This window comes from Mesorhizobium comanense, from assembly GCF_005503535.1.
In the GTDB taxonomy this organism is placed as follows: Bacteria; Pseudomonadota; Alphaproteobacteria; order Rhizobiales; family Rhizobiaceae; genus Mesorhizobium; species Mesorhizobium comanense.
The window spans coordinates 120,083-144,726 of sequence record NZ_SCNN01000002.1 but is presented as its reverse complement, the minus strand read 5'-3'; the positions used below and the strand labels follow the sequence as shown (position 1 = coordinate 144,726).

21 protein-coding genes and 1 tRNA gene are annotated in these 24,644 nt (G+C 63.3%); 12 read left to right on the top strand and 10 right to left on the bottom strand.

The genetic code is table 11. The annotated features are described in order from the left end of the window. Positions 1 to 15: 15 nt before the first annotated feature. Positions 16 to 1,401, bottom strand: coding sequence for a Si-specific NAD(P)(+) transhydrogenase (gene sthA, locus FFS37_RS05015; protein WP_137929846.1), 1,386 nt, complete (start codon positions 1,399 to 1,401; stop codon positions 16 to 18). Positions 1,402 to 1,605: 204 nt separating this feature from the next. Between sthA and FFS37_RS05010 the strand changes: the two genes are divergently transcribed. The 3 genes from FFS37_RS05010 (at position 1,606) to FFS37_RS05000 (ending at position 4,003) form a co-directional block, all read left to right on the top strand. Further along, on the top strand, positions 1,606 to 2,076 hold the full coding sequence (locus FFS37_RS05010; protein ID WP_137929845.1) for an RDD family protein: 471 nt from the start codon (positions 1,606 to 1,608) through the stop codon (positions 2,074 to 2,076). 138 nt (positions 2,077 to 2,214) lie between these two features. Then, positions 2,215 to 2,979 (top strand): arginyltransferase, encoded by a 765-nt coding sequence (locus FFS37_RS05005; protein WP_137929844.1) that lies wholly within the window; start codon positions 2,215 to 2,217, stop codon positions 2,977 to 2,979. Between the two features lie 127 nt (positions 2,980 to 3,106). After that, entirely contained in the window at positions 3,107 to 4,003 is an 897-nt protein-coding gene (locus FFS37_RS05000) for a DMT family transporter (RefSeq protein ID WP_137929843.1), read from the top strand. 17 nt (positions 4,004 to 4,020) lie between these two features. Here the strand turns inward: FFS37_RS05000 and FFS37_RS04995 are convergent, their stop codons facing one another. Together FFS37_RS04995 and parC are read right to left on the bottom strand one after the other, a co-directional pair. Then, positions 4,021 to 5,235 carry an AI-2E family transporter gene (locus FFS37_RS04995; RefSeq protein ID WP_137929842.1) on the bottom strand — a complete coding sequence of 405 codons (1,215 nt, stop codon included), beginning with the start codon at positions 5,233 to 5,235 and terminating at the stop codon, positions 4,021 to 4,023. Between the two features lie 236 nt (positions 5,236 to 5,471). Further along, positions 5,472 to 7,724: a DNA topoisomerase IV subunit A gene (parC, locus tag FFS37_RS04990; RefSeq protein ID WP_137929841.1), complete on the bottom strand. Its 2,253-nt coding sequence runs from the start codon at positions 7,722 to 7,724 to the stop codon at positions 5,472 to 5,474. Between the two features lie 340 nt (positions 7,725 to 8,064). On the opposite strand from parC, the gene FFS37_RS04985 reads away from it, so the two are divergent. Then, the gene (locus FFS37_RS04985; protein WP_137929840.1) at positions 8,065 to 9,255 is read left to right on the top strand and encodes a DUF945 domain-containing protein; all 1,191 of its coding nucleotides are present in this window, start codon (positions 8,065 to 8,067) and stop codon (positions 9,253 to 9,255) included. A gap of 115 nt (positions 9,256 to 9,370) precedes the next feature. Here FFS37_RS04985 and aspS read toward each other — a convergent pair whose 3' ends face one another. Beyond that, entirely contained in the window at positions 9,371 to 11,161 is a 1,791-nt protein-coding gene (gene aspS / locus FFS37_RS04980; RefSeq protein ID WP_171026191.1) for an aspartate--tRNA ligase, read from the bottom strand. A 175-nt stretch (positions 11,162 to 11,336) separates the two neighbouring features. Beyond that, positions 11,337 to 12,197 carry a LysR family transcriptional regulator gene (locus FFS37_RS04975; protein WP_137929838.1) on the bottom strand — a complete coding sequence of 287 codons (861 nt, stop codon included), beginning with the start codon at positions 12,195 to 12,197 and terminating at the stop codon, positions 11,337 to 11,339. Positions 12,198 to 12,290: 93 nt separating this feature from the next. Between FFS37_RS04975 and FFS37_RS04970 the strand changes: the two genes are divergently transcribed. The 3 genes from FFS37_RS04970 (at position 12,291) to rnd (ending at position 15,775) form a co-directional block, all read left to right on the top strand. Then, positions 12,291 to 13,187 (top strand): DMT family transporter, encoded by an 897-nt coding sequence (locus FFS37_RS04970; protein WP_137929837.1) that lies wholly within the window; start codon positions 12,291 to 12,293, stop codon positions 13,185 to 13,187. 116 nt (positions 13,188 to 13,303) lie between these two features. Beyond that, a complete protein-coding gene (locus FFS37_RS04965; RefSeq protein WP_137929836.1) occupies positions 13,304 to 14,548 on the top strand; it encodes an MFS transporter in 1,245 nt (414 codons plus the stop codon). 75 nt (positions 14,549 to 14,623) lie between these two features. After that, positions 14,624 to 15,775, top strand: coding sequence for a ribonuclease D (rnd, locus tag FFS37_RS04960; RefSeq protein ID WP_137929835.1), 1,152 nt, complete (start codon positions 14,624 to 14,626; stop codon positions 15,773 to 15,775). A gap of 58 nt (positions 15,776 to 15,833) precedes the next feature. On the opposite strand, the gene FFS37_RS04955 is transcribed toward rnd, so the two are convergent. From FFS37_RS04955 to guaB, 3 genes are read right to left on the bottom strand one after another with little or no spacing between them, the layout of a single operon-like run. Then, positions 15,834 to 16,253 carry an MAPEG family protein gene (locus FFS37_RS04955; RefSeq protein WP_137929834.1) on the bottom strand — a complete coding sequence of 140 codons (420 nt, stop codon included), beginning with the start codon at positions 16,251 to 16,253 and terminating at the stop codon, positions 15,834 to 15,836. Between the two features lie 25 nt (positions 16,254 to 16,278). Next, a complete protein-coding gene (locus FFS37_RS04950; RefSeq protein WP_137929833.1) occupies positions 16,279 to 16,902 on the bottom strand; it encodes a hypothetical protein in 624 nt (207 codons plus the stop codon). Beyond that, the gene (gene guaB, locus FFS37_RS04945; RefSeq protein ID WP_137929832.1) at positions 16,853 to 18,355 is read right to left on the bottom strand and encodes an IMP dehydrogenase; all 1,503 of its coding nucleotides are present in this window, start codon (positions 18,353 to 18,355) and stop codon (positions 16,853 to 16,855) included. Before guaB ends, FFS37_RS04950 begins: the two co-directional genes overlap by 50 nt. Between guaB and FFS37_RS35680 the strand changes: the two genes are divergently transcribed. Continuing rightward, positions 18,342 to 18,506, top strand: a complete 165-nt coding sequence (locus FFS37_RS35680; protein ID WP_171026175.1) for a hypothetical protein — start codon at positions 18,342 to 18,344, stop codon at positions 18,504 to 18,506. The two genes, guaB and FFS37_RS35680, sit on opposite strands and share 14 nt — an antisense overlap. A gap of 141 nt (positions 18,507 to 18,647) precedes the next feature. Continuing rightward, positions 18,648 to 20,069 (top strand): MFS transporter, encoded by a 1,422-nt coding sequence (locus FFS37_RS04940; protein WP_137929831.1) that lies wholly within the window; start codon positions 18,648 to 18,650, stop codon positions 20,067 to 20,069. A 44-nt stretch (positions 20,070 to 20,113) separates the two neighbouring features. Here FFS37_RS04940 and FFS37_RS04935 read toward each other — a convergent pair whose 3' ends face one another. Both FFS37_RS04935 and FFS37_RS04930 read right to left on the bottom strand, forming a co-directional pair. Beyond that, positions 20,114 to 20,827, bottom strand: coding sequence for an RlmE family RNA methyltransferase (locus FFS37_RS04935; RefSeq protein ID WP_137929830.1), 714 nt, complete (start codon positions 20,825 to 20,827; stop codon positions 20,114 to 20,116). 25 nt (positions 20,828 to 20,852) lie between these two features. Further along, positions 20,853 to 22,277, bottom strand: coding sequence for a Ppx/GppA phosphatase family protein (locus FFS37_RS04930; RefSeq protein ID WP_408631428.1), 1,425 nt, complete (start codon positions 22,275 to 22,277; stop codon positions 20,853 to 20,855). Positions 22,278 to 22,602: 325 nt separating this feature from the next. Here FFS37_RS04930 and FFS37_RS04925 point away from each other — a divergent pair, with 325 nt between their 5' ends. The 3 genes from FFS37_RS04925 (at position 22,603) to FFS37_RS04915 (ending at position 24,498) form a co-directional block, all read left to right on the top strand. Then, positions 22,603 to 23,535: a lysylphosphatidylglycerol synthase domain-containing protein gene (locus tag FFS37_RS04925; protein ID WP_137929828.1), complete on the top strand. Its 933-nt coding sequence runs from the start codon at positions 22,603 to 22,605 to the stop codon at positions 23,533 to 23,535. 174 nt (positions 23,536 to 23,709) lie between these two features. After that, positions 23,710 to 23,783: transfer RNA gene (locus FFS37_RS04920), tRNA-Gln, on the top strand. A gap of 88 nt (positions 23,784 to 23,871) precedes the next feature. Continuing rightward, on the top strand, positions 23,872 to 24,498 hold the full coding sequence (locus tag FFS37_RS04915) for a hypothetical protein (protein ID WP_137929827.1): 627 nt from the start codon (positions 23,872 to 23,874) through the stop codon (positions 24,496 to 24,498). Positions 24,499 to 24,644: the final 146 nt, after the last annotated feature.

Here is a 24,644-nt window from a genome sequence, read left to right as displayed (position 1 = left end):
GAAGAAGCGACGAGACTACCTGCCCATCCGGTTCCACGCGTCGAGCCCGGCAATCTTGTAGGCTTCGGCAAGCGTCGGATAGTTGAAGGTGTTGTTGACGAAGAAATCGACCGTGCCGCCGAGGTTGATCACCGCCTGGCCGATATGGATGAGTTCGGTGGCGCCCTCGCCGACGATATGCGCACCGAGCAGACGGCGCGTCTCGATTGAGAACAAGAGCTTCAGGAAGCCTGTGTCGACGCCCATGATGTGGCCGCGCGAGGTCTCGCGGAAGCGCGCCACACCAACCTCGTAGGCAGCGCCGCTCTGCCGCACCTGCTCCTCGGACTGGCCGACGGTCGAGATCTCCGGCACCGCATAAATGCCATAGGGGAAGGTTTCCGGCGGCGGCGGTAACGTCACGCCGAAAGCATGGCAGGCGGCCACCCTGCCCTGCTCCATCGACGTCGAGGCCAGGCTCGGAAAACCGATGACGTCGCCGGCGGCGTAGATGTTGGGCACCGTGGTCTGGAAGGTCTGCGGATCGACCTTGATGCGGCCCCGGGAATCGGCCTCGATGCCGACGACGTCGAGGCCGAGGCTGCCGACATTGCCGGTCCGGCCAGCGGCGTAAAGCACGACTTCCGAGCGGATGGTGCGCCCGTCGGCCAGTTCCACCTCCGCGGTCTCGGGTTTTGAGCGTATCTCCTTGACCGCGCTGCCCAGCCTTATCGTCATGCCACGGTCGCGCATCTGGTGGATGAAGTCGTCGACGATCTCGCGATCGACGAAATCGAGGATGGAGTTGCGCGGCTCGACCAGCGTCACCGGCACATCGAGCGCCGAGAAGATCGTGGCGTATTCGACGCCGATGACGCCGGCGCCGATCACCGTCAGCGTGCGGGGCAGCCGGTCGAGTTCCAGCATCTCGTCACTGTCGAAGACACGTGTCTTGTCGAAGGGAACGTCGCTTGGCCGGTGCGGCCTGGTGCCGACCGCGATCAGCGCGTTGGCAAAGCCGACCTCGCTGTAGTCGCCATGGTCCGTCGTCAGGCTGACCTTGTTGGGACCGAGAAACTTCACCGCCGCCCGCGCGCTCTTGACCGTGTTGCGCATGAACTGGTGCTGCAGCACCTCGACCTCGTGATCGAGCGTCTTGTGCAGGCGCTCGATCAGGTCGCCGACCGAAATATCCTGCTTGACCCGGTAGCCGCGTCCATAAAAACCGCGCTCGCGCCAGCCCGAAAGATTGAGCACGGTTTCACGCAGCGTCTTTGAGGGAATGGTGCCGGTGTGCACCGAGACGCCGCCCAGACGCCGGCCGCGGTCGACCACCAGCACGGACTTGCCAAGCTTTGCCGACTGCACCGCAGCGCGGCGGCCCGACGGGCCGCTGCCGATAACCAGCATGTCGTAGTCCATATGTCCCCGTCCCCTCGGCGTCTTGCTGCGCCGCAACAAGCTAACGCCATCCGCGATGCAAATTCAACCGGTTCAGACCGTCGGCCCTGTTTCATCCCGCCTCTCGGCGCGATGAAGAGCCCGACCTTGATTCCGCCATTCGCCTTCACCATTTTCTGATGAGGTGGGCGCAGGCTAAGCAGGCCCCTGTTACGAGGAAATGACATGAACGCGCGCGTTCTCGACGGCGAAATCATCAACACCCGGCTCGACGATGTCAGGGCCTATGAGGGCGTGCGCACCCGGCGCATCCTGGCTTTCGTGCTCGACTACATCATCGTCGCGCTGCTCACCATTCCGTTCGCCATACTGGTGTTCTTCCTCGGTGTGCTGACCCTCGGGCTCGGCTGGATGCTGTTCGGCATCCTCGTGCCGGCTGTCGCCATCCTCTATATCTGGAACACGCTCGGCAGTTCCGACCAGGCCACCACAGGCATGAAGATGATGGGTATCCGCCTCGACCGGCTCGACGGCAGGCCGATCGACGGGGTGACGGCGGTCGTCCACTCCGTGCTGTTCTGGGCCGGCAACGTCATCCTGTCGCCGCTGGTTCTTCTGGTCACCTTGTTTTCGGACCGCAAGCGCACGCTGCATGACCTTCTGCTCGGCACGGTGGTCAGCCGCACCGGCCGATAAGGCATTTTTCGGAAGCGATCTCGCCATGTCGGCTCAAATGTGAAGGCCTTCATTCGCGCGGGTCTTCACAATCCTGTTGAATTTTTCGCTTTCCGCGCCAAAGGTAGAGCGACTCGAAGGAGTGTTTCCAAGACTTAGATGACGCAGCATCCGACCCAGTCGCCGCAGTTCTTCCTGACCGCGCCGTCGCCGTGCCCCTACCTCGACGGTCAGTTCGAGCGCAAGGTGTTCACGCATCTGGTCGGCGACAAAGCGCCGGAGATGAACGATCTTCTGACGCAAGGCGGCTTCAGGCGTTCGCAGAACATTGCCTACAGGCCAGCCTGTGAAACCTGCCGCGCCTGCGTTTCGGTGCGCATCCTGGCGCAGGAATTCAACGCCAGCCGCAACATGAAGCGTGTGCTACAGCACAATTCCGATCTTGTCGGCGCGATGCACAATGCCGAGCCCTCGACAGAGCAATATTCGCTGTTCCGCAGCTATCTCGATGCCCGCCACCGGCGCGGCGGCATGTCCGACATGACGGTGCTCGACTACGCCATGATGGTCGAGGACACCCATGTCGACACCAAGGTGATCGAATACAGGCGGCGCGGCCCCGACACCTTCATCACCGGCAAGGGACAGGGCGAACTGATCGCGGTGGCGCTCACCGACAAGATGGCCGATGGCCTGTCGATGGTTTATTCCTATTTCAATCCCGAATTCGAGGAACGTTCGCTCGGAACATTCATGATCCTCGACCACATCGCCCGCGCCCGGGCGATGGGCCTGCCCCATGTCTACCTCGGCTACTGGGTCAACGGCTCGCGCAAGATGAATTATAAGATGCGCTTCATGCCGCAGGAGCATCTCGGCCCGAAAGGCTGGGAGCGCTACACCAACGAAGCGGTTTCACGCTGAGTTCTTCCCCGATCCACGCTTAAACTGTTTCAAGGCAGCGGATGCTGGTCTTTCAGCCGGTTGGCTGGAGAGAGTGCGTCATCGCACCATCAGCCGCCAGCCTGCGTTTCATTGCGAAAGTTCCTGCATGTCCTCGCACCTCGATCACCAGAAAGGCCTTCTGATAACCGCCATTGGCGGGCTGACGCTGACAGCCGACATACCCTTGATCCGGCTCGCCGATGGCGGGGCATGGACGATCATGCTTTTGCGCACCGGCACCACATTCGTCGCGGCCATGGTCATCTGGTCGGTCTGGCGGGCACTCAGCCGAAACGCGCCGCCGCTGATCCCCGGCTGGTCCGGCCTGATCGTGGCGCTCTGCTATGGGTTGACGGGGGTCACCTTCGTCACCGCCGTCTTTCACACCTCGACCGCCGACCTGGTGTTCATCCTGGCCTTCAACACCGTCTTCTCCGGTTTGCTGTCCTGGATATTCCTGAGAGAAAGGCCGCAACTGGTGACGATCGCGGCAATGGTGATCATGATCCTCGGCGTGCTGGTCATCGTCGGCGGGTCGGTCGGCACCGGCAAGCTGTTCGGCGACTTCATGGCGCTCTGCTCGGCCTTCTTCATCGCGATCGCCATCACCATCTCGCGCGCCAGCGGCAAGGACATGGGGTTCACTTCACTGGTCGGCGTGCTTCTGCCGCTCGCGCTCGCCGCCTTCATGGTCTCGGGCGAAGGTTTTCACGTGAATGCGCCATGGTGGATCATCTTCAACGGCGCGGTCATCATGCCGATCTCGTTCTTCTGCCTCGCGGCCGGACCCAAATATATCTCAGGACCTGAAGTGGCGATGTTCTACCTGCTCGAAACCGTTCTGGCGCCCGTCTGGGTGTGGATGATCTTCGCCGAGACGCCGACCCGCAACAGCCTGATCGGCGGCGGTATCCTGATCGTCACGTTGGTCGCCCATTCGCTCTGGCAGTTGCACGACGGGCGCAAGCGCCGGAGCGACCTCGTGGTGCACCATCCGGTGTAGGGACGCGCGGGCCTCGATCAGGCACTTTCCTTCTTGGCCGCGTCAGGTTCGGGCAGTACCTCGATGCGCGGGCTTGCCTCGATCTCGGCCGCCGCTCCGGCGGCCGTATCGTCGGCCAGTTCCACTTCGCGCAACCACTCGCGCCAGATCGCGACAAGTAGCGCCATCAGCACCGGGCCGATGAACAGGCCAAGAAAGCCCATTGTCTTGACGCCGCCGATCAGGCCGAAAAAGGTCGGCAGGAAAGGCAGTTTTATCGGCCCGCCGACCAGCTTCGGGCGCAGCGTCTTGTCGACGATGAACAGTTCGACCGTGCCCCATATGAACAAGGCCAGCCCCGGTATCAGCGAGCCGCTGGCGGCGAGGTAGATCGAGACCAGGGTGAAGGACAATGGCGCGCCTCCGGGGATCAGCGCCATGATGCCAGTGAGAGCGCCGAGCGTTACGGGCGACGGCACGCCGGCCAGCCAGTAGGCGATGCCCAGCACAAGCCCCTCTCCGATAGCAATGATCGTCATGCCGGTCACGGTCGAGGAGATCGTCGCCGGCACGACGCGCGAGATCCGCTCCCACCGGGTCGGCAGGATGCGTTCGCCCAGGCGGTCGATCTGCCCGGCGAAGTTCTCGCCGTCGCGATACGCGAAGAACAGAGCGATCATCATGAACAGCAGCGTCAGGAAAAGGCTGAACGCGCTGCCGCCGGCGGCGAGCGCGCCGCGATAGATGCTGCCGATATTGGCGCCGCTGACAAGCTGGATGAGTTCGCCGATGCCGCCTGGATGGCCGAGATTGGTCGTCCACTGTTCGTTCAGCCACTCGCCAACGACCGGCAGCGTGGCGATCCAGTGCGGCGTCGTGGCGCCGTGGCGGTTGGTCTCGATCGCCCAGCCGACCCACTCACGCACCTCGTTGATGGCATAGGTGCCGGCAAGCGCGATCGGAATCACCAGGAAGGCCAGAATGAAGATGATGGCGAAGGTGGCGGCGATGGTGCGGTTGCCGCCAACCCCGGCAAGCAGGCGCTGATAAAGCGGCCAGCTGGCGAAGGCGATGACGAGTGCTGCCAGCACCGGGAACAGGAAGCCGTGGAAGAAATAGACGCCGGCAGCGACGATCAGCACCAGCAGCCAGCGCGCCGCCGACAAGGGCGGAATGACGGCCGAGCGCAACGGCGTCGACAGGCCGAACAGGCGCTGCTGCCGTTCCGGTTTCTGGATTATGGATTCCTTCAAACGCTGACCTTTCCCAAACACCCTTCCCCGTTATGCGCCGACATAGTGCAGCAATCGTGACGATAGTCCAAATGTCTTGGAATCTCCCCCCTTGAGGGGGAGATGGCCGGCAGGCCAGAGGGGGTCGCCGCGCGTAAAGCGCTGGCGTTCTCTGCTCAAAACATAAGATCGCGTCCGGTCGCGCCGACCCCCTCTGTCGCCTTCGGCGACATCTCCCCCTCAAGGGGGGAGATCAGCTACCCAAACTTGCCCGTCCTCGGGAAGCCCTTTGGCACCATGCGTCCGGCGGACGCCCGGGCGCCGATCCATTCGGCCAGTTCCTCGCGCGACCTGACGAAGGTGCGGTCGGCCGAATCCTGCCAGGAGAGGCCGGTCTCGAGCGTGAACGGCTTGAGATCGAGCAGGCCGCCATCCTTGTACTTCTGCAGCCGCACGCCCTTGCCGCGCCCCATCTCCGGGATCTCGGAGAGCGCGAACACCAGCATCTTGCGGTTCTCGCCGACTATGGCGAGATGATCGCCGGTCACCGGAATGCAGCGCTTGGCCTCGTCGGGCGCCTTGACGTTCATCACCTGCTTGCCCTTGCGGGTGTTGGCGACGACTTCCTCCTCGGGCACGATGAAGCCGTTGGCGTCATATGAGGCGAGCAGCAGCTTGCGCTTGGGATCGTGGACGAAGGCGGTGACGATGTCCTGATCGTTTTCCATGTCGACAATGATGCGGATCGGTTCGCCATGACCGCGCCCGCCGGGCAGGCGGTCGGCGCCGATGGTATAGAACTTGCCGCCCGTCGTGAAGACCAGCACCTTGTCGGTGGTCTGGGCATGGAAGGCGAGCTTCAGGCTGTCGCCTTCCTTGAAGGTCAGCGCCGAAAGATCGGCCAGATGCCCCTTCATCGCCCGCAGCCAGCCCTTCTCCGAAACCACCACGGTGACCGGCTCACGCTCGATCATGGCGTGCGCGATGTCGGTCAGGTCGTGCTCGGGCGCGTCGGCGAACTGGGTCCGGCGCTTGCCGAGCTCGGTCTCCGGGCCAAATTTGTCGCGAATGCTGGTGACTTCCCACTTGATCATCGACCACTGCTTGGCGTCGGAGGCGAGCAGTGCCTCGATCTGCTTCTTTTCAGTGGTCAGACCGTCGAATTCCTTGCGGATTTCGAACTCCTCCAGCTTGCGCAAGGCGCGCAGGCGCATGTTGAGGATGGCCTCGGCCTGTGTGTCGGTGAGCGACCAACGCGCCATCATCACCTGCTTGGGCTCATCCTCCTCGCGGATGATCTTGATCACCTCGTCGATGTTCAGATAGGCGATCAGGTAGCCGGCAAGGATCTCCAGCCGTCTTTCGATCTCGGCCAGCCGATGCTTCGAGCGGCGGATCAAGACGTCGCGGCGATGGTCGAGCCATTCCTGCAGCACGCCCTTGAGCGAAAGCACGTTCGGCACCTTGCCGCGCGACAGCACGTTCATGTTGAGCGGGAAGCGGCTTTCCAGCTCGGTCAGCTTGAACAGCGATTCCATGAGGATGCCCGGATCGACGGTGCGGCTCTTCGGCACCAGCACGACGCGGATATCCTCGGCGCTCTCGTCGCGGATGTCCTCCAGCAGCGGCAATTTGCGCGCCATCAGCAGTTCGGCGATCTTCTCGATCAGCCGCGCCTTCTGCACGCCATAGGGAATTTCCGTGACGACGATGCTCCAGGTACCCCTGCCCTGATCCTCCTGGTGCCACTTCGACCGCACACGGAAACCGCCGCGACCGGTCTCATAGGCTTCGAGGATGGAGGCGCGGCTGTCGACGATGATGCCACCGGTCGGGAAATCAGGCCCCTGGACGAAATCCATCAGCTTCGACACCGGTGCATCCCGATGCTCGATCAGGTGAAGGGCAGCGTCGCAGAGCTCGGCCGCATTGTGCGGCGGGATCGATGTCGCCATGCCGACCGCGATCCCCGACGAACCGTTGGCCAGCAGGTTCGGGAAGGCGCCGGGCAACACCGCCGGCTCCTCGTCTTCTTCATTGTAGGTAGGCCGGTAGTCGACGGCGTCCTCGGTAATGCCGGCGAGCAGTTCGGTCGCCACGTCGGTCATGCGCGCCTCGGTGTAGCGCATGGCGGCGGCATTATCGCCGTCGATGTTGCCGAAATTGCCCTGCCCGTCGACCAAGGGGTAGCGCATCGAAAAATCCTGCGCCAGCCGCACCAGCGCATCATAGATCGACTGGTCGCCATGGGGATGGAACTTGCCCATCACCTCGCCGACGATGCGGGCGCACTTGGCGAAACCCTGGTCGGGATTGAGGCGCAGCAGGCGCATGGCGTGCATGATACGGCGATGGACCGGCTTCAGTCCGTCGCGAACGTCGGGCAGCGCCCGGTGCATGATGGTCGACAGCGCATAGGCAAGATAGCGCTCTTCCAGCGCCTTCTTCAGATCGACCGGTTCGATGTGATCGCCGCCGCCATCTTCAGGCGGCAAAAGCCTTTTTCCCATGGGCTGGGACTAGCCGAGTGGGTGATTCGCGGCAAGAGGCGCGCGCCTTGCGGGCCTGTTGGAGCCTTGTTCTGCAACACGAAAGCGGAAGGTTAGGCTTGCCGACCAACATCAGCCTGTTACACGCCGCCTCTATCTGGCAGGCGCCAAGGCATTCGGGCGGAGCGGTTCTTCATGACAAATTCACCGCTATGGACAATCACACCGGGTTCGGGTTTGCCTTTCGCCGCGATTCTTGACCATTGTGACGGGTGCGCCTTTTTCCCGTCCAGTTCGTCACGGAATGGTGATGGCGCAAAGAATTGAAAAACAATTTCAGGACACTCTCAGGGACCTTGCGATGACAATCAAACGCTCAACTCTCACGAAATTCGCTTTTTCGACCTTCTTGCTCACTCTGCCGCTGAATGCGGCGCTTGCCCAGGACGCGGCGGTCGCCGACCGCCTCAAGGCGGCACTGGCCGCCCAGGGCGTCGACATCTCCTGGACCGGCGTCACCGGCGACAACACCAGCATGGTGCTGCAGGGGGTCGCCATCAAGCCGGCTGCCGAAAAGGAAAGCCTGTCGATCGGCGACGTCAAGCTCGAGAACGTGACCGAGGCCAATGGCGGCTATGACATCGGCACCGTTTCGACCTCCGCCTTCGAACACAGCAAGGACGGCGTCACCCTCAATCTCAGCCCGTTCGTCATCCACGACATGAGCGTGCCTGCCGATGGCGCCACCGGACCGCTCGGCTCGCTGATGATGTACAAGTCGGCCGAGCTTTCGAACATGACCGTCAAGGTCGCCGACAAGACCGCCTTCTCGATGGACGGGCTCGCCATCGAGATCACGCCGCCCGCCGACGGCAAGGCGATGGAGTTCACCGGCGATACGGAAAAGTTCACCGCCGACCTCTCGCTGGTCGATGACCCGAAGTCGAAGGAAGTCATCAATGCGCTCGGCTACCAGAACATCTCCGGCAAGTTCGAGATGGCCGGCAACTGGCAGCCTTCGGACGGCAAGATGGAACTGTCGAAGTATGACATCTCGGTCGAGAATGCCGGCACGCTCGGCATGACCTTCGACCTCGGCGGCTACACGATGGACTTCATCAAGTCGCTGCAGGACATGCAGAAGAAGATGGCTGCCCAGCCGGAAGGCGCTGACAATTCGGCACAGGGCATGGCCATGCTCGGCCTGCTGCAGCAGCTTTCGTTCAACAGCGCCTCGATCCGTTTCGACGACGATTCGCTGACCGGCAAGGTGCTGGAATATGTCGGCAAGCAGCAGGGCATGTCGGCCAAGGATATCGCCAACCAGGCCAAGGCGATCGTGCCGTTCGGCATGGCCCAGCTCAACAATCCGGAACTGACGGCGCAGGTGACGGCGGCGGTCAGCAAGTATCTCGACGATCCGAAGAGCCTCGAGGTCTCGGCCGAGCCGCCGGCTTCGGTGCCGTTCGCGTTGATCATGGCGGGCGCCATGTCCAACCCGCTCGACCTGCCCAAGACGCTCGGCGTCTCGGTCAAGGCGAACGAAGACTGATCGACGCCGACCCGATACCAAAAAAGCCCGGCAGCGATGCCGGGCTTTTTTATGGATTGTCGAATCGAAAGAACCTGTTCGGACCCGTCCCTGACGTTCCGGATAAGGCCGGCGCTCAGGCGTCCTTCTTGGTCGGCGCGACACGCAGCGCCAGATCGCGCAGCTGCTGCGGCGTCGCTTCCGACGGGGCGTTCATCAACAGGTCGTAAGCCTGCTGGTTCATCGGGAACATGGTGATCTCGCGCAGGTTCTTGGCGCCGACCAGCAACATGACGACGCGGTCGATGCCGAATGCCGCGCCACCATGCGGCGGCGCGCCGTACTGGAAGGCGCGGTAGAGGCCGCCGAAGCGCTCCTCGACCGTCTGGCGGTCCAGCCCGACCATCTCGAACGCCTTGACCATGGTTTCCGGCAGGTGGTTGCGGATGCCGCCGGACGCGATCTCGAATCCGTTGCAGACGGCGTCATACTGGAACGCCTTGATGCCGAGCGGATCCTGGCCGTTGAGCGCATCGATGCCACCTTGCGGCATCGAGAACGGGTTGTGGGCGAAATCGATCTTCTTCTCGTCCTCGTTCCATTCGAAGAACGGGAAGTCGACGATCCAGCACAGTTCGAACCGGTCGCGGTCGACGAGGTTGAGTTCCTCGCCCGCGCGGGTGCGCGCGGCGCCGGCAAAAGACACGAACTTCTTCGGATCGCCCGCGACAAAGAAAGCGGCGTCGCCGTCGGCAAGGCCGAGCTGCTGGCGGATCGCCTCGGTGCGCTCCTCGCCGATGTTCTTGGCGAGCGGGCCGGCGCCCTCGAGCTTTTCGCCTTCCTTGCGCCAGAAGATATAGCCCAGCCCGGGCTGGCCCTCGCCCTGCGCCCAGGAATTCATGCGGTCGCAGAAAGCGCGGCTGCCGCCGGTCTTGGCCGGAATGCCCCACACCTCGGCCCTGGGATCATTGGCCAGGATGTTGGCGAAGACCTTGAAACCGGAGTCGCGGAAATGATCCGAGACCGCCTGCATGACGATCGGGTTGCGCAGGTCCGGCTTGTCGGAACCGTATTTGCGCATGGCCACATCGTAGGGGATGCGCGGCCAGTCCTTGGTGACCGGCTTGCCGTTGGCGAAAGCCTCGAAGACCGAGGTCATCACCGGCGCCATGGTGGATAGCACGTCGTCCTGCTCGACAAAGCTCATTTCGAGGTCGAGCTGGTAGAATTCGCCCGGCAGCCGGTCGGCGCGCGGGTCCTCGTCGCGGAAACACGGCGCGATCTGGAAATAGCGGTCGAAGCCCGACACCATGATCAACTGCTTGTACTGCTGCGGCGCCTGCGGCAGCGCGTAGAAGGTGCCGGGATGGATGCGCGACGGCACCAGGAAGTCGCGCGCGCCTTCCGGTGAGGAAGCGGTCAGGATCGGCGTGGAGAATTCGGTGAAGCCCACCTCGCCCATGCGCCTGCGCATCTCGGCGATGATTTTCGTGCGCGCCACGATGTTCCTGTGCAGCGTCTCGCGGCGCAGATCGAGGAAGCGGTATTTCAGCCTGATGTCCTCGGGATAATCAGGCTCGCCGAACACCGGCAGCGGCAGCTCCTTGGCGGCCGACAGCACTTCGATCTCGCGGGCGAAAATCTCGATCTCGCCGGTCGGCAGGTTGGCGTTCACAGTCTCGGGCAAACGCGCCTTGACCTCGCCGTCGACGCGGATGACCCATTCACCGCGCACGGTCTCGGCGACCTTGAAGGCCGGCGAATCGGGATCGGCGACGATCTGGGTCAAGCCGTAATGGTCGCGCAGGTCGATGAACAGCAGACCGCCATGGTCGCGCACGCGATGCACCCAGCCCGACAGGCGAACGGAATTGCCGACATCGCTCTTTCTCAACTGGGCACAGGTATGGCTGCGGTAACGGTGCATGGTCATGGATAAAAGTCCGGGATTCTGGGTTGTGGACCGAAGCATCCGAGCCCGGCCTCAAAATTTGCCGGAAAAGCGCATGGGAGGCCTGATTTGTCAAGGCAATGGGCCTGCCTGTGGCGCGCCGGCCAATCGCTCTGTCCATTTCGGTTATCGGGGCGAAGCTGCCGCGACATCATGAGCCCGAGGTCGACAACCGCAGACGATGCGCAAGATAGTCGATAACCAGCGCGGTTCCGGGGGAAGACATCGCGTTCCGATGAAGCCGGATCTCGGCCCCCGGCAATGGTGGCAGCTGCTGGCCGGGATCCATGGTGCGCAAGCCGGGCCTGAGCATGCTACCCTTGACCACGGTTATCGCCAACCCCTGCTCGACGATCGCCTCCGTCGCGGCGAGACTCGGGCTGACATAGGCCAGCCGCCACGGTCGACCCGCTCTGTCGAGCGCCTCGACGGCCCATGACCGAAACAGGCAATCGGGATCGGAAAGGGCAACGGGCAGAGGATCGAGTTCCTCCACGGCATGCGCCGCAGCCCCAACCCAGATCGCCCGCTCGCGGCATATCAGTTCTCCGTCGGCGGTATCTTGCGGATGCATGGCGAGGACCGCGTCGAACGATGAACCAAGCCTTTTCAGCAACCGGGCGGTGAGACCGATCTCCATTTCGACCTGCATGAGTGGAAATCGTGCCGCGATATCGGCGAGCAGGCGCGGCAGAATCTTGGTGCCGTAGTCCTCCATGACCCCGATGCGAATGCGGCCAGCCACCTGTTGGTTTGAAACACGCGCGATCGCCTGCTCGTTAAGGGCAAGAATTCGGCGCGCGTCGATCAGAAAGCTCTCTCCCGCCGCCGTGAGTTCGACGCGCGCGGTCGACCGGCGGAACAAGGCAACCTGAAGACGCTCCTCAAGACGTTTCACCTGCAGACTTATAGTGGCCTGCGTTCGATTGAGCTGCCCGGCGGCTCGCGTGAACGAGAGGCGCTCGGCAACAACCACGAAGGCTCGTAATAATTCCGGATCGACACTGCTCATTGAGGAATATTATCAAGCTTATTTTCTTTATTCGATTCCTTTTATCTCGCCCCGTCGATATCGCTGACTTCGAGTTGGCGGAGGTCGCGAACCATGGAAATTCTGGGAGTGCTTGCCGCTATCCTCTCCAGCGCCCTTGGAGGCACCGCGGTCGGCGCCACAAGATACCTCGCCAGTGCTCTCGACCCTCTCACAATTGGCGCGGTCCGGTTTGGCGGCGGATTTCTGGTTCTCGCGGCTTTGGCCTTTGTGCGGCGAGACAAATGGCCACCGAGGAGCGATTGGCCGGGCGCCGGCGCGTTGGGCCTGCTGTTTTTCGGCCTGTTTCCCGTGCTCTTCAATGGTGCTCTGGTCTACACAACCGCCGCGCGCGGAGCCCTGGCGCTTTCGACACTGCCGCTGCTCACCATGCTGGCCGGAGCGGTTCTCAGGATCGAACGGCCGACAGGGCGCAAGATTGCCGGCGTCCTGATCGCGATGGCCGGGGTGGCCACCTCACTCGGCGCGACCCTGACGACTGCTCCGCCCGGCGCAATGCGTGGTGACCTGCTGATGGTCGCCGCGGCGTTCTGCATGGCGCTTTACAATGTCTGGTCGCGCCCTTTTCTTTCCCGGTGCGCGCCGATCTCTTTCGCGGCGTTCGGAATGGGCGTGGGTACAGTCTGCCTGTCCACCCTGGCGGTTTTGCGTGGCGGCATCGCGCAAATTGCCGCGCTCGACGCGTCGCAGTGGATTGCAAGCACTTATCTCGCCGTCGTCTGCGGGGCCTTCATTTTCTTCCTCTGGGCGTTCGCCCTGCGGCGCGCACCGCCAACGCTTGTCGCCGTCTCCGTGGCGGTCAATCCGGTGACGGCATCGATATTCGGCGTCGTCTTCCTGGGCGAACCGGTGAGCGCCAAACTGATCGTGGGGCTGCTGGCGGTGCTTGCCGGAATAGCCATCGCATCCGGAGCCGTCCTCCGGCCCGGCGCAGACGCCCAGCAAAGCTGATGCTGGCCCGAACTGGGTGGGGCTCACGCTGGTCATTCCGGTAGCGAGGCAATTGCGGCTGGCATTGGCCAGGGCGATGGTCCATGAAGGGATCACCGATACGTGATTGCCTTTCAATGTCCTCCATCCGCCCGTTGATCCCTCTCCTTCTTGCCGCGGGCATATTGCTCGGCGGCAATGGACTGCAGGGCACGCTGATCGCGCTGCGCGGCGCGCAGGAAGGGTTTTCGCCTTCCGACATCGGCCTCATGGGCACCTTCTATTTCGCCGGCTTCCTGCTTGGCTGCCTGGCGATCACACGCATCATGAAGGCGGTCGGCCATATCAGAGCATTTTCGGCCCTGGCGGCGATCGCTTCGGTCGGAACCCTGCTTCTGGTCCTGGTCCTCGATCCGGTGATGTGGTGCGCGGTGCGCTTTGCCGGCGGCTTCTGTTTCGCCGGGTTGTTCACCATCGTCGAGAGCTGGCTGAATTCCGGCGTCACCAACAAGGACCGCGCCCGGGTGCTGGCGATCTACCGGATGGTGGATACCGGATCGGTGACCGGCGCGCAGTTCCTGATCCCTGTCTTTGGCGCAGGTGGTTTCACCATATTCGCCATCATGTCGATCATGATCACGCTGTCGCTGGTGCCGGTTTCGCTCGGCGACCGCTCCAACCCGACGCCGCCGGAGGAGGTCAAGCTCGACCTCGCCCGCGTCTGGCGGATATCGCCGCTGGGCTGCTTCGGCTGCATTGCCGTCGGCGTCACCAACAGCGCGTTCCGCACGCTATCGCCGGTCTATGCCGAGCAGATCGGCATGTCGGTCGCCGATGTCGTCACCTTCGTCAGCGTCGGCATTTTCGGCGGCGCCATCATCCAGTATCCGCTCGGCTACCTCTCCGACCGGTGGGACCGGCGCCGGGTGCTGTTGATGACCACATGCGGCGCCATGCTGGCGGCGCTGGCGCTGGTGTTCATCGCCGGCAGCAATCCGCTGCTCAACTTCATCATCGTCTTCCTGTTCGGCTGTTTCGCCATGCCGCTCTATTCGCTGTCGGCGGCGCATTCCAACGACCGCGCCGACACCGGCGAATTCGTGCTGATCAATGCCGCTCTTATGCTGTTTTACTCCTTCGGCGCCATTGGCGGGCCATTCGCGGCCTCCACGGCCATGCAGTATTTCGGGCCGAGCGCACTCTTCGTGTTCAGCGCCATCGTCTACGCAATCTTCATCGCCGTCATCGTGTACCGCATGCGGGCGCGGTCCGGCGTGCCTGTGGCCAAGCGCAGCCGCTTCACGGCGCTGCTGCGAACATCGACCGTTTTCGCGCGGCTGGCCAGAAGAAACAGTGATCCGGACGGGCCGGAGGGGTCTTGAGAAGCGTGCCACAGCTTGACGAAAGCCTTCCCGGCTGAAATCTAGGAAGACCCTACTCCTGCCAAAAGCGATTTGATGCACGTCATCACCACCCAGAAAGAACTCGAGACCGTTCTCGCCGCTTTCGAAAAGTCGAGTTTCGTTACTGTCGACACCGAATTCATCCGCGAAACGACCTTCTGGCCTATCCTGTGCCTGATTCAGATGGCCGCGCCCGGCGTCACAGCGCTGATCGATCCGCTGTCGCCGGACATCGACCTCGCCCCCTTCTTCAGGCTGATGGCCAATGAAGCGGTGGTGAAGGTCTTCCATGCCGCGCGGCAGGACATCGAAATCATCGTCCATCTCGGCGATCTCGTTCCGCATCCCGTTTTCGATACGCAGGTGGCGGCGATGGTGTGCGGCTTCGGCGACAGCGTTTCCTACGATCAGCTGGTGCAACGGGTCACCGGCGCGCGGCTCGACAAGTCATCGCGCTTCACCGACTGGCGCCACCGGCCGCTGTCGGACAAGCAGCTCGACTACGCGCTGGCCGATGTCACGCATCTGATCGAGGTCTATCAGCACCTCAGCGCCGAACTGGCGCGCGAAAACCGCGCCCACTGGCTGAACGAGGAAATGGACGTCCTGACCTCGCGCGAGACCTATGACCCGCATCCGGAGGATTCCTGGAAGCGGCTCAAGATGCGGCTGCGCAAGCCGCAGGAACTGGCGATCGTGCAGGCGGTTGCAGCCTGGCGCGAACGCGAGGCGCGCGAACGCGACGTGCCGCGCGGCCGCGTGCTCAAGGATGACGCGATCTACGAGATCGCACAGCAGGCGCCGCGTGATGCCGCAGCACTTGGCAAATTGCGTACCACGCCGAAGGGCTGGGAGCGCTCCTCCACGGCAACGGCGCTGCTGGCGGCTGTCAACACCGCGCTGTCGCTGCCCAAGGACCAGATGCCGAAACTGCCGAAGAATTTCCAACCCCCGGAAGGATCGAGCGCGGCCGCCGAGCTGTTGAAAGTGCTGCTCAGGATCATCGCTGAAAAACAGGGCGTGGCCTCCAAGGTCCTGGCCTCCAGCGACGACATCGACCGCATCGCCGCCGAGGGCGAAGAGGCGGATGTTCCAGCCCTGCAAGGCTGGCGACGCGTCGTCTTCGGCGAACAGGCGCTGAGGCTTGTGCGCGGCCAGATCGGCATCAAGTTCGATAAGCGCAAGATCGCGCTGTTCGATCTGTAGGGGCGGCTTTCCGATTTCCCTTCTCCCTTGTGGGAGGAGGTCAGCACGTCTGCGTTGCTCAGACCGCGCCCAGCAGATGCAGCGCGAGCCAGATCCAGCCGAGCAGGATAATCACCGCTCCGAGGAAGAAGGACCGGCTACGCAGCAGAAGGTTGTTGCTGGTCAGGTGAACCCAGGCGTGGAAATAGCGTGAAACGACAAAAATCCACATTAGCGCCAGCGTCAGATAGTTGACGCCATTGGTGAGGTGCAGCGTCAGGCAGAGCGCATAGAAAAGCACCGGCAGTTCGAACTGATTGCTGAGATTGCTGGCGACGCTGACGCAGGAGGCCGGTTCGCTCGAGCGCGCCTTGTACTGGCCGACCTTGGCTTCGCCTGACTTGACGGCAACATATCTGCGCCGGCCCAGCACGGCGTAGACGATGTAGATCAGCAGCACGTGCGCCAGCATCGGCCAGAAGATCGTCGTCTGGTTCATGAAACCTCCCCTGCCCTTTGTGGCATCAAGCCTGGCTTTTCTGGCCCATCAGCCAGAAGATCATAATGACGGCCACCGGGACGGCGAGAAGCGCGAATTTGGCGACGATCAGGGCCGAGGCGAAAGACAGCGAATCGGCGTTCGCCGACAGGAAGTCGGACAAGAGCCGCGCCACGGCAAGGTTTTCGGCGTAGTCGGCGATCATGTAGGGCAGCACGAGAACCAGGGCGAAGATGGACTGGGCCTGCGGCGGCAGCACGCGGAAATTCTTCAGGCGCCGGCCGGTGGCCAAGATAAGGCTGACCAGAGTCAGCGACAGCAATGCCGGGAACAGGAGATCGAAGGTCAGATAGTGCCAGACCAGAATGATCTCCCCGCCGCGCCGGCCGAGCGCCGTCAGCCAGGCCATGCCTTCGTCGGGCGTGAAGCCGAAATAGCGCATGTCGAGCGACGGCAGGCCGCCGCTCAACTGGCGGAAATAGAAGAACTCCAGCAGCGTCATGGCGATAAACACCGACGCCGACAGGAAACACAGTGCCCCCGCGTGGCGCGACAGCCGCAGGACCGTCGCCGTCAGGCTCCGCCCGAGCCCGTACTGTTCAGACTCCGCCGGGATAGTTCGGGCTTTCGCGGGTAATCGTGACGTCATGGGCGTGGCTTTCACGAAGTCCGGCATTGGATATGCGCACAAAGGTGGCGCGTTCGCGGAAATCGGCAAGGTCGCGGCCACCGACATAACCCATAGCGGCTTTCAGCCCGCCTGCAAGCTGGTGCAGCACGCCAGACACAGGTCCTTTGTAGGGAACCTGCCCCTCGATGCCTTCCGGCACCAGTTTCAGCGTGTCGCGAACCTCGGCCTGGAAGTAGCGATCGGCCGAACCGCGCGCCATGGCGCCGACCGAGCCCATGCCGCGGTAGGCCTTGAAGGAACGGCCCTGGTGCAGATAGACCTCGCCCGGGCTTTCGTCGGTGCCGGCCAGCAGCGAACCGATCATGGCGGCACTGGCGCCGGCGGCCAGCGCCTTGGCCAGGTCGCCGGAATATTTGATGCCGCCATCTGCAATCACGGACGCGCCTGACTTATGCGCGGTTTCGACCGCGGACATGATGGCCGAAAGCTGCGGCACGCCGACGCCGGCGACTATACGCGTCGTGCAGATGGAGCCTGGACCAATGCCGACCTTGACGGCGTCGGCACCAGCGTCGATCAGCGCCTGCGTGCCCTCGGCGGTGGCGACATTGCCGGCCAGGATGCGGACCGAATTCGAAAGCTTCTTGGCGCGCGTCACGGCGTCCAGCACACGCTGCGAATGGCCATGCGCGGTATCAATGACGAGAAGGTCGACGCCGGCCTCGATCAGCCGCTCTGCGCGCTCGAAGCCGTCGTCGCCAACGCTGGTGGCGGCGGCGGCACGCAGGCGCCCCTGCGCATCCTTGGTGGCATGCGGGTTGAGTTGCGACTTCTCGATGTCCTTGACGGTGATCAGGCCAACGCAATTACCTTGTTTGTCGACGACGACGAGCTTTTCGATGCGGTGCTGGTGGAGAAGCCGCTTGGCCTCGTCCTGGTCGACATTCTCCTTGACCGTGATCAGGTTCTCACGGGTCATCAATTCATAGACCTTCTGCGCAGGGTCGGAGGCAAAGCGCACGTCGCGGTTGGTCAGGATGCCGACCAGACGCCCGGTCTTGTGGCCGCCGGTGCCGCCATTCTCGACTACCGGAATGCCCGAGATGCCGTTGGTACGCATCAGCGAAAGCGCGTCGGCGAGCGTGGCGTCGGGGCCGATGGTGACCGGATTGACGACCATGCCGGATTCGAACTTCTTCACCTGCCGGACCTGCTCGGCCTGCTCGGCCGGCGAGAAATTGCGGTGAATGACGCCGATGCCGCCGGCCTGGGCCATGGCAATGGCAAGCCGTGCCTCGGTGACCGTATCCATCGCCGCCGACAGGATCGGCACGTTGAGGTCGATGTCGCCGGCGATGCGGGTGCGGATGTCGGTCTGACCGGGCATGACCTCGGAATGGCCGGGCTGCAGCAGCACGTCGTCAAAGGTCAGCGCCAGCGCGCCGGTGGACGTTTCGATGATCTTTGCCATGGCCAGTCCTTTGAATGCGGAAAAGCGCTGGACCGGGATGGGCAGCGCCGACTCTCATCTTCCCTTTCAGGATTGGCGCTGGCTGGTACCACGTCGCGGCGAAGATGAAAAGCCGATGATTGCAGGGTTTCACCAAGTATGGGGTTTATGATGACGAGCGCCACCACGGGTTGCGGGTCGCACAAAAGTGACAGCAAATTAATGCGACATCCGGCACAAGGCATGATAACCGCCCGGTTGTATCGGCTTGCCCCAATCGGCACGCAGTTTTTGACCAGTTCGGACGCGTTCGTTGAACCGCATCATTCCGCTCATACTGGCGGTCGCTCTTTTCATGGAAAACATGGATTCGACCGTCATCGCGACATCGCTGCCGGCGATCGCCGTCGATATCCAGACCAGCCCGATCGCGCTGAAGCTGGCGCTGACCGCCTATCTGGTGTCGCTGGCCATCTTCATTCCGATCAGCGGCTGGATGGCGGACCGCTTCGGCGCCAAGAACGTCTTTCGCGCCGCGATCGCGGTATTCATCGTCGGTTCGGTGGCCTGCGCCTTCTCCGGCTCGCTGCCGGCCTTTGTGGTTTCACGCTTCCTGCAAGGCATTGGCGGCGCCATGATGACGCCGGTCGGACGCCTGGTGCTGGTGCGGGCGACGCCCAAGAGCGACCTGGTCGCCGCCATGTCCTGGCTGACGGTTCCGGCGCTGGTCGGCCCGCTGGTCGGGCCGCCGATCGGCGGGTTCATCACCACCTACTTCACCTGGCACTGGATCTTCCTGATCAACGTGCCGATCGGCCTGATCGGCATCTGGCTGGCGACCCGCTTCCTGCCCGAAACCGAATCGATGGAGACGCCGCCGCTCGATTTCGTCGGCTTCGTCCTGAGCGGGCTGGCGGCATCCGGCGTCGTCTTCGGCCTGTCGGTTGTCAGCCTGCCCTACCTGCCGCCGGCGACCGGCTTCATCACCGTGGCTGTCGGCCTGGTGTCGGGCGCGCTTTACCTCATGCATGCGCGCCGCGCCAAAAATCCCCTCCTGGCGCTCGAGCTGTTCCGCAACCAGGTGTTCCGCTCTTCGGTCCTCGGCGGCTCGCTGTTTCGCATCGGCATCGGCGCGGTGCCGTTTCTGCTGCCGCTGATGTTCCAGATCGGTTTCGGCCTCACGCCCTTCCAGTCCGGCATGATCACCTTCGTCTCGGCGGTGGGTGCGATCGGCATGAAATTCGTCACGGCGCTGATTTTCCGGCTGGCCGGCTTCCGCAGGGTGCTGATCATCGGCTCGCTGGTTGCGGCTGCGTCGATCGCCATCTACGGGCTGTTCACTCCCGATACCCCCTATGTGCTGATGCTTGCCATCCTGCTGGTCGGCGGCTTCATCCGCTCCATGTTCTTCACCGGTGTGAACGCGCTCTCCTACGCCGAGGTTTCCGCCGAGGACACCAGCAAGGCCACGCCCATAACTGCGGTCTTCCAGCAACTCTCGATCGCGCTCGGCGTGGCGCTGGCCGGCGGCATCCTGGAAGTCTCGACATCGATCCATGGCGGGCCGCTGCGGCTGGCCGACTTCCACATCGCCTTCTTCATCGTGGCGGCGGTGTCGGCGGCGGCGTCGGTGTCGTTCATGCGGCTGGCGCCCGATGCCGGCAATGCCGTGTCCGGCCATGGCCGGCTGACGACGCCCAAGACACTGGAACCCGCCAGATCGCCGGGAGAATGAAGCGATGAGGCGCCTTTCCCTTCTCGCGAGAAGGCAAAGCGGCGCTATTCGCTCCCCGCCTCGCGCCCTTTGAAGTCCTTCGCCAGCAGATAGAGCTCCACCGACTCATCCCGCGAAGCCGGCGGCTTGACGTGGTGGACGGAGCGAAAGTTCTTCTTCAGCATCGAGAGCAGTTCGTTCTCGGCGCCCCCCTGAAAGGTCTTGGCCAGGAAATGGCCGCCGGGCTTCAGAACGGACACGGCGAAATCGGCCGCCACCTCGCACAGATGCATGGTGCGGATGTGGTCGGTGCGCTTGTGGCCGGTGGTCGGCGCGGCCATGTCCGACAGCACGATATCGGGGGCGCCACCCAGGGCTTCGGACAGTTTTTGCGGCGCATCCTCGTCGAGGAAATCCATCAACAGCACCGGCGCGCCGGGCACCGCATCCATCTCGAGATAATCGATGCCGACGACATGCGGATTCTCAGCCGTCGATTTCGTGCGCGCGGCCGCGACCTGGCACCAGCCGCCGGGAGCGGCGCCGAGGTCGATCACCTTCATGCCCGGCTTCAGGAGATGATGCTTGTCGTCGATCTCGATCAGCTTGTAGGCCGCGCGCGAGCGGTAGCCGTCCGCCTTCGACCTCTGGACATAGGGATCGTTGATATGGCGCTGCAGCCAGCGGCGCGAGGATTCCTTGAGCCCGCTTTTCTTCTTGATGCGGGTCTTCAGCACGCGAATGCCGGCGGAGCCTGGCTTTTCCGGTTTCTTGGTCATTGCCTGTTTTCTTTTTCGAGCGTGGTCATCCCCTGCCGCGCCCATCATTGCGCCAAACACCGTCGTCGGCCATCAGTTCACTCAAGATGCCTTCGCGCAGCCCCCGGTCGGCGACGCGCAACCGCTCCGACGGCCAGACGGCTCGGATCGCTTCGAGGATAGCGCAGCCGGCCAGCACCAGATCGGCGCGGTCGGCACCGATGCAGGGATTGGCGCAGCGCTGCTGGAAATCCCAGCCGACCAGTCTTTCCACCATGCGGTCGACACTGTCGCGATCCATCCAAAGGCCGTCGACGCGGCGGCGGTCGTAGCGGTCGAGATCGAGATGAACACCGGCCAGCGTCGTCACCGTGCCCGAAGTGCCCAGCAGATGGAAGTTGGGGCTGGCCTTGAGGTGGCTCAGCCGGTCGCGGCCATCGAAAGTGGCCAGCCGGCCGGCGACATCGTCGACCATGGCATCGAAGATTTCACGCGTTACGGTGCGGCCCCCGAAGCGTTCGGCCAGCGAGACGACGCCGACCGGCAGCGACGTCCATGAGACGATGTGGTTGGCGAGCCGTGGCGAGCGGCGTCCGCTAAGGTCGATCAGAGCGATCTCGGAGGAGCCGCCGCCGATGTCGAACAGGACCACGCCCTGCGTGTCGCGCTCGACCAGCGAGCCGCAGCCGGAAACCGCCAGACGAGCCTCGGTCTGGCGGTCGATGATTTCGAGCTTGAGGCCTGCCTCGCGTTCGACGCGTTCGAGGAATTCGACGCCGTTCGCCGCCGAGCGGCACGCCTCGGTGGCGATCAGCCTCGCCTTCCTGATCTTGCGACCGCGCAATTTGTCGCCGCAAACCTTCAGCGCCTCTACCGCCCTGTCCATCGCCGGCTGGCCGAGGCGGCCACTGGCGGTGAGGCCCTCGCCGAGCCGCACGATGCGCGAGAAGGCGTCGATGACCCGGAACTGCCCGTGACGCGTCGGCACGGCGACGAGCAGCCGGCAATTGTTGGTGCCAAGGTCGAGCGCCGCAAACACCGGAAGCTCGTGCGCCGGCGGGCGCCGCGTGGCCTGTTCCGGGCGCGATGCCGGGGCAGCGGCGGGGGCCGGCGTCTGCTTCGGATCCGTTGCCGGGCCGGCGGTTTTGCCCGGGGCCGCAGACCGATCACCCTCCGGACGCGCCTCATCGCGCGCAAAAACCTTGCGCCCGCGCCTTCGCTTGCGCCGTTTCTTGGGTTTGCCCTTCTGGGGCGCGTCGGCCGCCTGTCCATTGGCGGAGCGTTGCTCCGGCGGGCGGCGTTGCTGCCAGTTCCCCTGGCCCGAAGGGCCTGGGGAAGCGCTGGACGCGCCTACCTCCGGCGCGCCGGCGCCGGTGTCGCGGTCTTCCACTGTCGTTCCTTCCAGCGCCGCGCGAACCGATAAAGGACGCAGCAGGCGCTTCAGTGTTTTAAGTTGGGGCAAGACTAACAGCGCCGCGCCCGATCACCAAGAGTGCCGCATGCGAATTTTGCCGGCTGGGCCGGCGAGGCGCATAGTCCACGTAATGTATCGGCAAGGCTGGGTTGTTAGGCGCAGTATCGTGGACATTGTCGCTCCGAAACCGGTTTGATCATCGCCTGGGGGCGATTTTTGAACCAGGCCTGCCCCGGTAAACCCGCGTCGGCGCCGGGCGCGACAAGTGTTCGCGGTTGAATAGCCGGCTTCGATGAGGCATTCCTGAAATGAATTGGGGAATCCGGGGCACCAGGCCTCTCGACAGAAAAGGAAACGGGCACGAACGCATGGCAGTCAGGCAATGAACTGGAGACGCTATTTCTGGCCGGTCGTCGGCATCGCCGCGGTGATCTTCTCACTGCTCCTGCTCTGGCACGAATTGCGTGGCATTTCGCTTGACGACGTCTGGGACGGGCTGGCCGCCATTCCGACGCGCGGCTGGATCCTTGCGGCGCTGAGTTCCGTCGTCGCCTATGCCGCACTCGCCGGCTACGACCACATCGCGCTCCTGCATATCGGCAAGCGGGTGTCTTGGCTGTTCGTGACGCTCTGCTCCTTCACCACCTATGCGCTGTCGCACAATATCGGCGGCTCGGTGTTTTCCGGAGCCGTCATCCGCTACCGCGCCTACGGGACCAGGGGCCTGACCGGCCAGGATGTCGGCGTGCTGGTGGCGATCTGCTGGATCACCTTCGTGCTGTCGACCATCCTGGCAGCAGGGCTGGTCCTGGTGTTCGAGCCGGAAATCATCGACCGCTTTTCAGGCATTGCCCATCATGGGCTGTCGGAGGCCGCCGGTATCGCGATGCTGATCATCGTGGCGGCCTATGCGTTCGGCAGCTGGCTGCACCTGCGCCCGCTCAAGATCGCCAGCTTCCAGATCCACTACCCGGCGTTGCCGATCGTGGCGCGGCAGCTGCTGATCGGCCCGATCGAATTGCTGGCGGCGGCGGCGATCATCTTCTTTGCCCTGCCCGAGGCGAACAATCCCGGCTACTTTGTCGTGCTCGGCGTCTTCCTCGTCTCCTTTTCGGTGGCGCAGATCTCGCACGCGCCGGGCGGGCTTGGCGTGTTCGAAGTGGTGTTCCTGGCCGGGCTTTCCGACATGGCTCCCGTGGGCGTGCTGGCCGCGCTGCTGGTGTTCCGGCTGTTCTACCTCATCATTCCGCTGATTCTCGGCCTCGGCGTCGTGCTGTTCTTCGAACGCTCGCAGTTCAGCCGCAAGCAGGGTTGAGGCGCGGGCTTCCGCGCCCGGCACGCGGCCCGCTACTGAGCGGGCCGCGAGACCAGCCGACAAAACGTTGCGATTGAACCGCAAAGCAGGCTTGACTATTTTCCACTGGCGGCTACAAGGCAGCGCTCACAGCGGCCAGCCCGCTCGGCCCGCGCGGTTCATGACCACGCCTGCTGGGGAATAGGTTAACGGTAGACCCACGGACTCTGACTCCGTTAGTCCTGGTTCGAATCCAGGTTCCCCAGCCAAAAATTCTACAACAAGAATAATGGTTTGGTGGGTGGTTTAGCTTCACTTTGCGTTGCTATGCTCGCAGATCCCCGCAAAGGCTTCGTCATGCCCACCGACAGCCAGTTCATCCTCGAAAGTATCCGCCAAGGCTCCGTGGCGCTCTCCGACGACGAGTTCGCCATCGACAGGCTGGTGAAGTATTTCGGCAATGGGCGAATCCGGTGGCACATCGAATTCCGTGGGCATCGCATCGAGTTCACGACCGGCCAGCTCAAGAAGCAGCCTACCTTCCGCAGGAAGATACTCGAACAGGCTGGCGTGTTGCCGCCGCAGCGCACCGGGGCCGACTACAGGCGATGGGCGCTCGATCTGAGGAAGAGCGCGTTCGAGCTTCCCTGGCGCGACAGGCCGGTCGATGCCGGCTTCGCCATCAGCGGTCTTGTCAGTCTTGGCGGCGACCGCTGGACGGTTGACTACCAGGGCAAGGTCATCAAGTTCACGACAACCAAACTCCGCCGCCAAACCAGTTTCCGCAAGCGGATGCTGCTCAAGGCCAAGGTGCTGCCGCCCCAGATGGATCCGACTGCCTACCGGAAGTGGATGGACTGGCTCATTCAAAACGCTACCAAGGCCGCACCGCAGGCCGGCGATGCTTTGATGAGCGAGAGAAGCTGGCTTGACGACCTGCCGGAACTGGCTGGGTGGCAAGATGAGGGCGGCCCGATATCCTAGTTGCCCACGCGATTTAGAGCACAACCCGATTCGCAAGATTTTGGCATGCAAACGTCTGATGATCAGCAACCTGCGCCAATCGCACTGTTGGGCCATCCTCTCAGACCACTATTATAAACGGTGAATATTTTGATCGGAGACAGGGT

Coding starts and splice junctions, on each gene's coding strand:
- FFS37_RS04950 (WP_137929833.1), bottom strand. CDS start 16,902: ATGACGTCACGATTACCCGCGAAAGCCCGAACTATCCCGGCGGAGTCT.
- FFS37_RS05005 (WP_137929844.1), top strand. CDS start 2,215: ATGACGCAGCATCCGACCCAGTCGCCGCAGTTCTTCCTGACCGCGCCG.
- FFS37_RS04970 (WP_137929837.1), top strand. CDS start 12,291: ATGGAAATTCTGGGAGTGCTTGCCGCTATCCTCTCCAGCGCCCTTGGA.
- parC (WP_137929841.1), bottom strand. CDS start 7,724: ATGGGAAAAAGGCTTTTGCCGCCTGAAGATGGCGGCGGCGATCACATC.
- aspS (WP_171026191.1), bottom strand. CDS start 11,161: ATGCACCGTTACCGCAGCCATACCTGTGCCCAGTTGAGAAAGAGCGAT.
- FFS37_RS04915 (WP_137929827.1), top strand. CDS start 23,872: ATGCCCACCGACAGCCAGTTCATCCTCGAAAGTATCCGCCAAGGCTCC.
- rnd (WP_137929835.1), top strand. CDS start 14,624: ATGCACGTCATCACCACCCAGAAAGAACTCGAGACCGTTCTCGCCGCT.
- sthA (WP_137929846.1), bottom strand. CDS start 1,401: ATGGACTACGACATGCTGGTTATCGGCAGCGGCCCGTCGGGCCGCCGC.
- FFS37_RS04955 (WP_137929834.1), bottom strand. CDS start 16,253: ATGAACCAGACGACGATCTTCTGGCCGATGCTGGCGCACGTGCTGCTG.
- guaB (WP_137929832.1), bottom strand. CDS start 18,355: ATGGCAAAGATCATCGAAACGTCCACCGGCGCGCTGGCGCTGACCTTT.
- FFS37_RS35680 (WP_171026175.1), top strand. CDS start 18,342: ATGATCTTTGCCATGGCCAGTCCTTTGAATGCGGAAAAGCGCTGGACC.
- FFS37_RS05000 (WP_137929843.1), top strand. CDS start 3,107: ATGTCCTCGCACCTCGATCACCAGAAAGGCCTTCTGATAACCGCCATT.
- FFS37_RS04935 (WP_137929830.1), bottom strand. CDS start 20,827: ATGACCAAGAAACCGGAAAAGCCAGGCTCCGCCGGCATTCGCGTGCTG.
- FFS37_RS04965 (WP_137929836.1), top strand. CDS start 13,304: ATGTCCTCCATCCGCCCGTTGATCCCTCTCCTTCTTGCCGCGGGCATA.
- FFS37_RS05010 (WP_137929845.1), top strand. CDS start 1,606: ATGAACGCGCGCGTTCTCGACGGCGAAATCATCAACACCCGGCTCGAC.
- FFS37_RS04975 (WP_137929838.1), bottom strand. CDS start 12,197: ATGAGCAGTGTCGATCCGGAATTATTACGAGCCTTCGTGGTTGTTGCC.
- FFS37_RS04985 (WP_137929840.1), top strand. CDS start 8,065: ATGACAATCAAACGCTCAACTCTCACGAAATTCGCTTTTTCGACCTTC.
- FFS37_RS04925 (WP_137929828.1), top strand. CDS start 22,603: ATGAACTGGAGACGCTATTTCTGGCCGGTCGTCGGCATCGCCGCGGTG.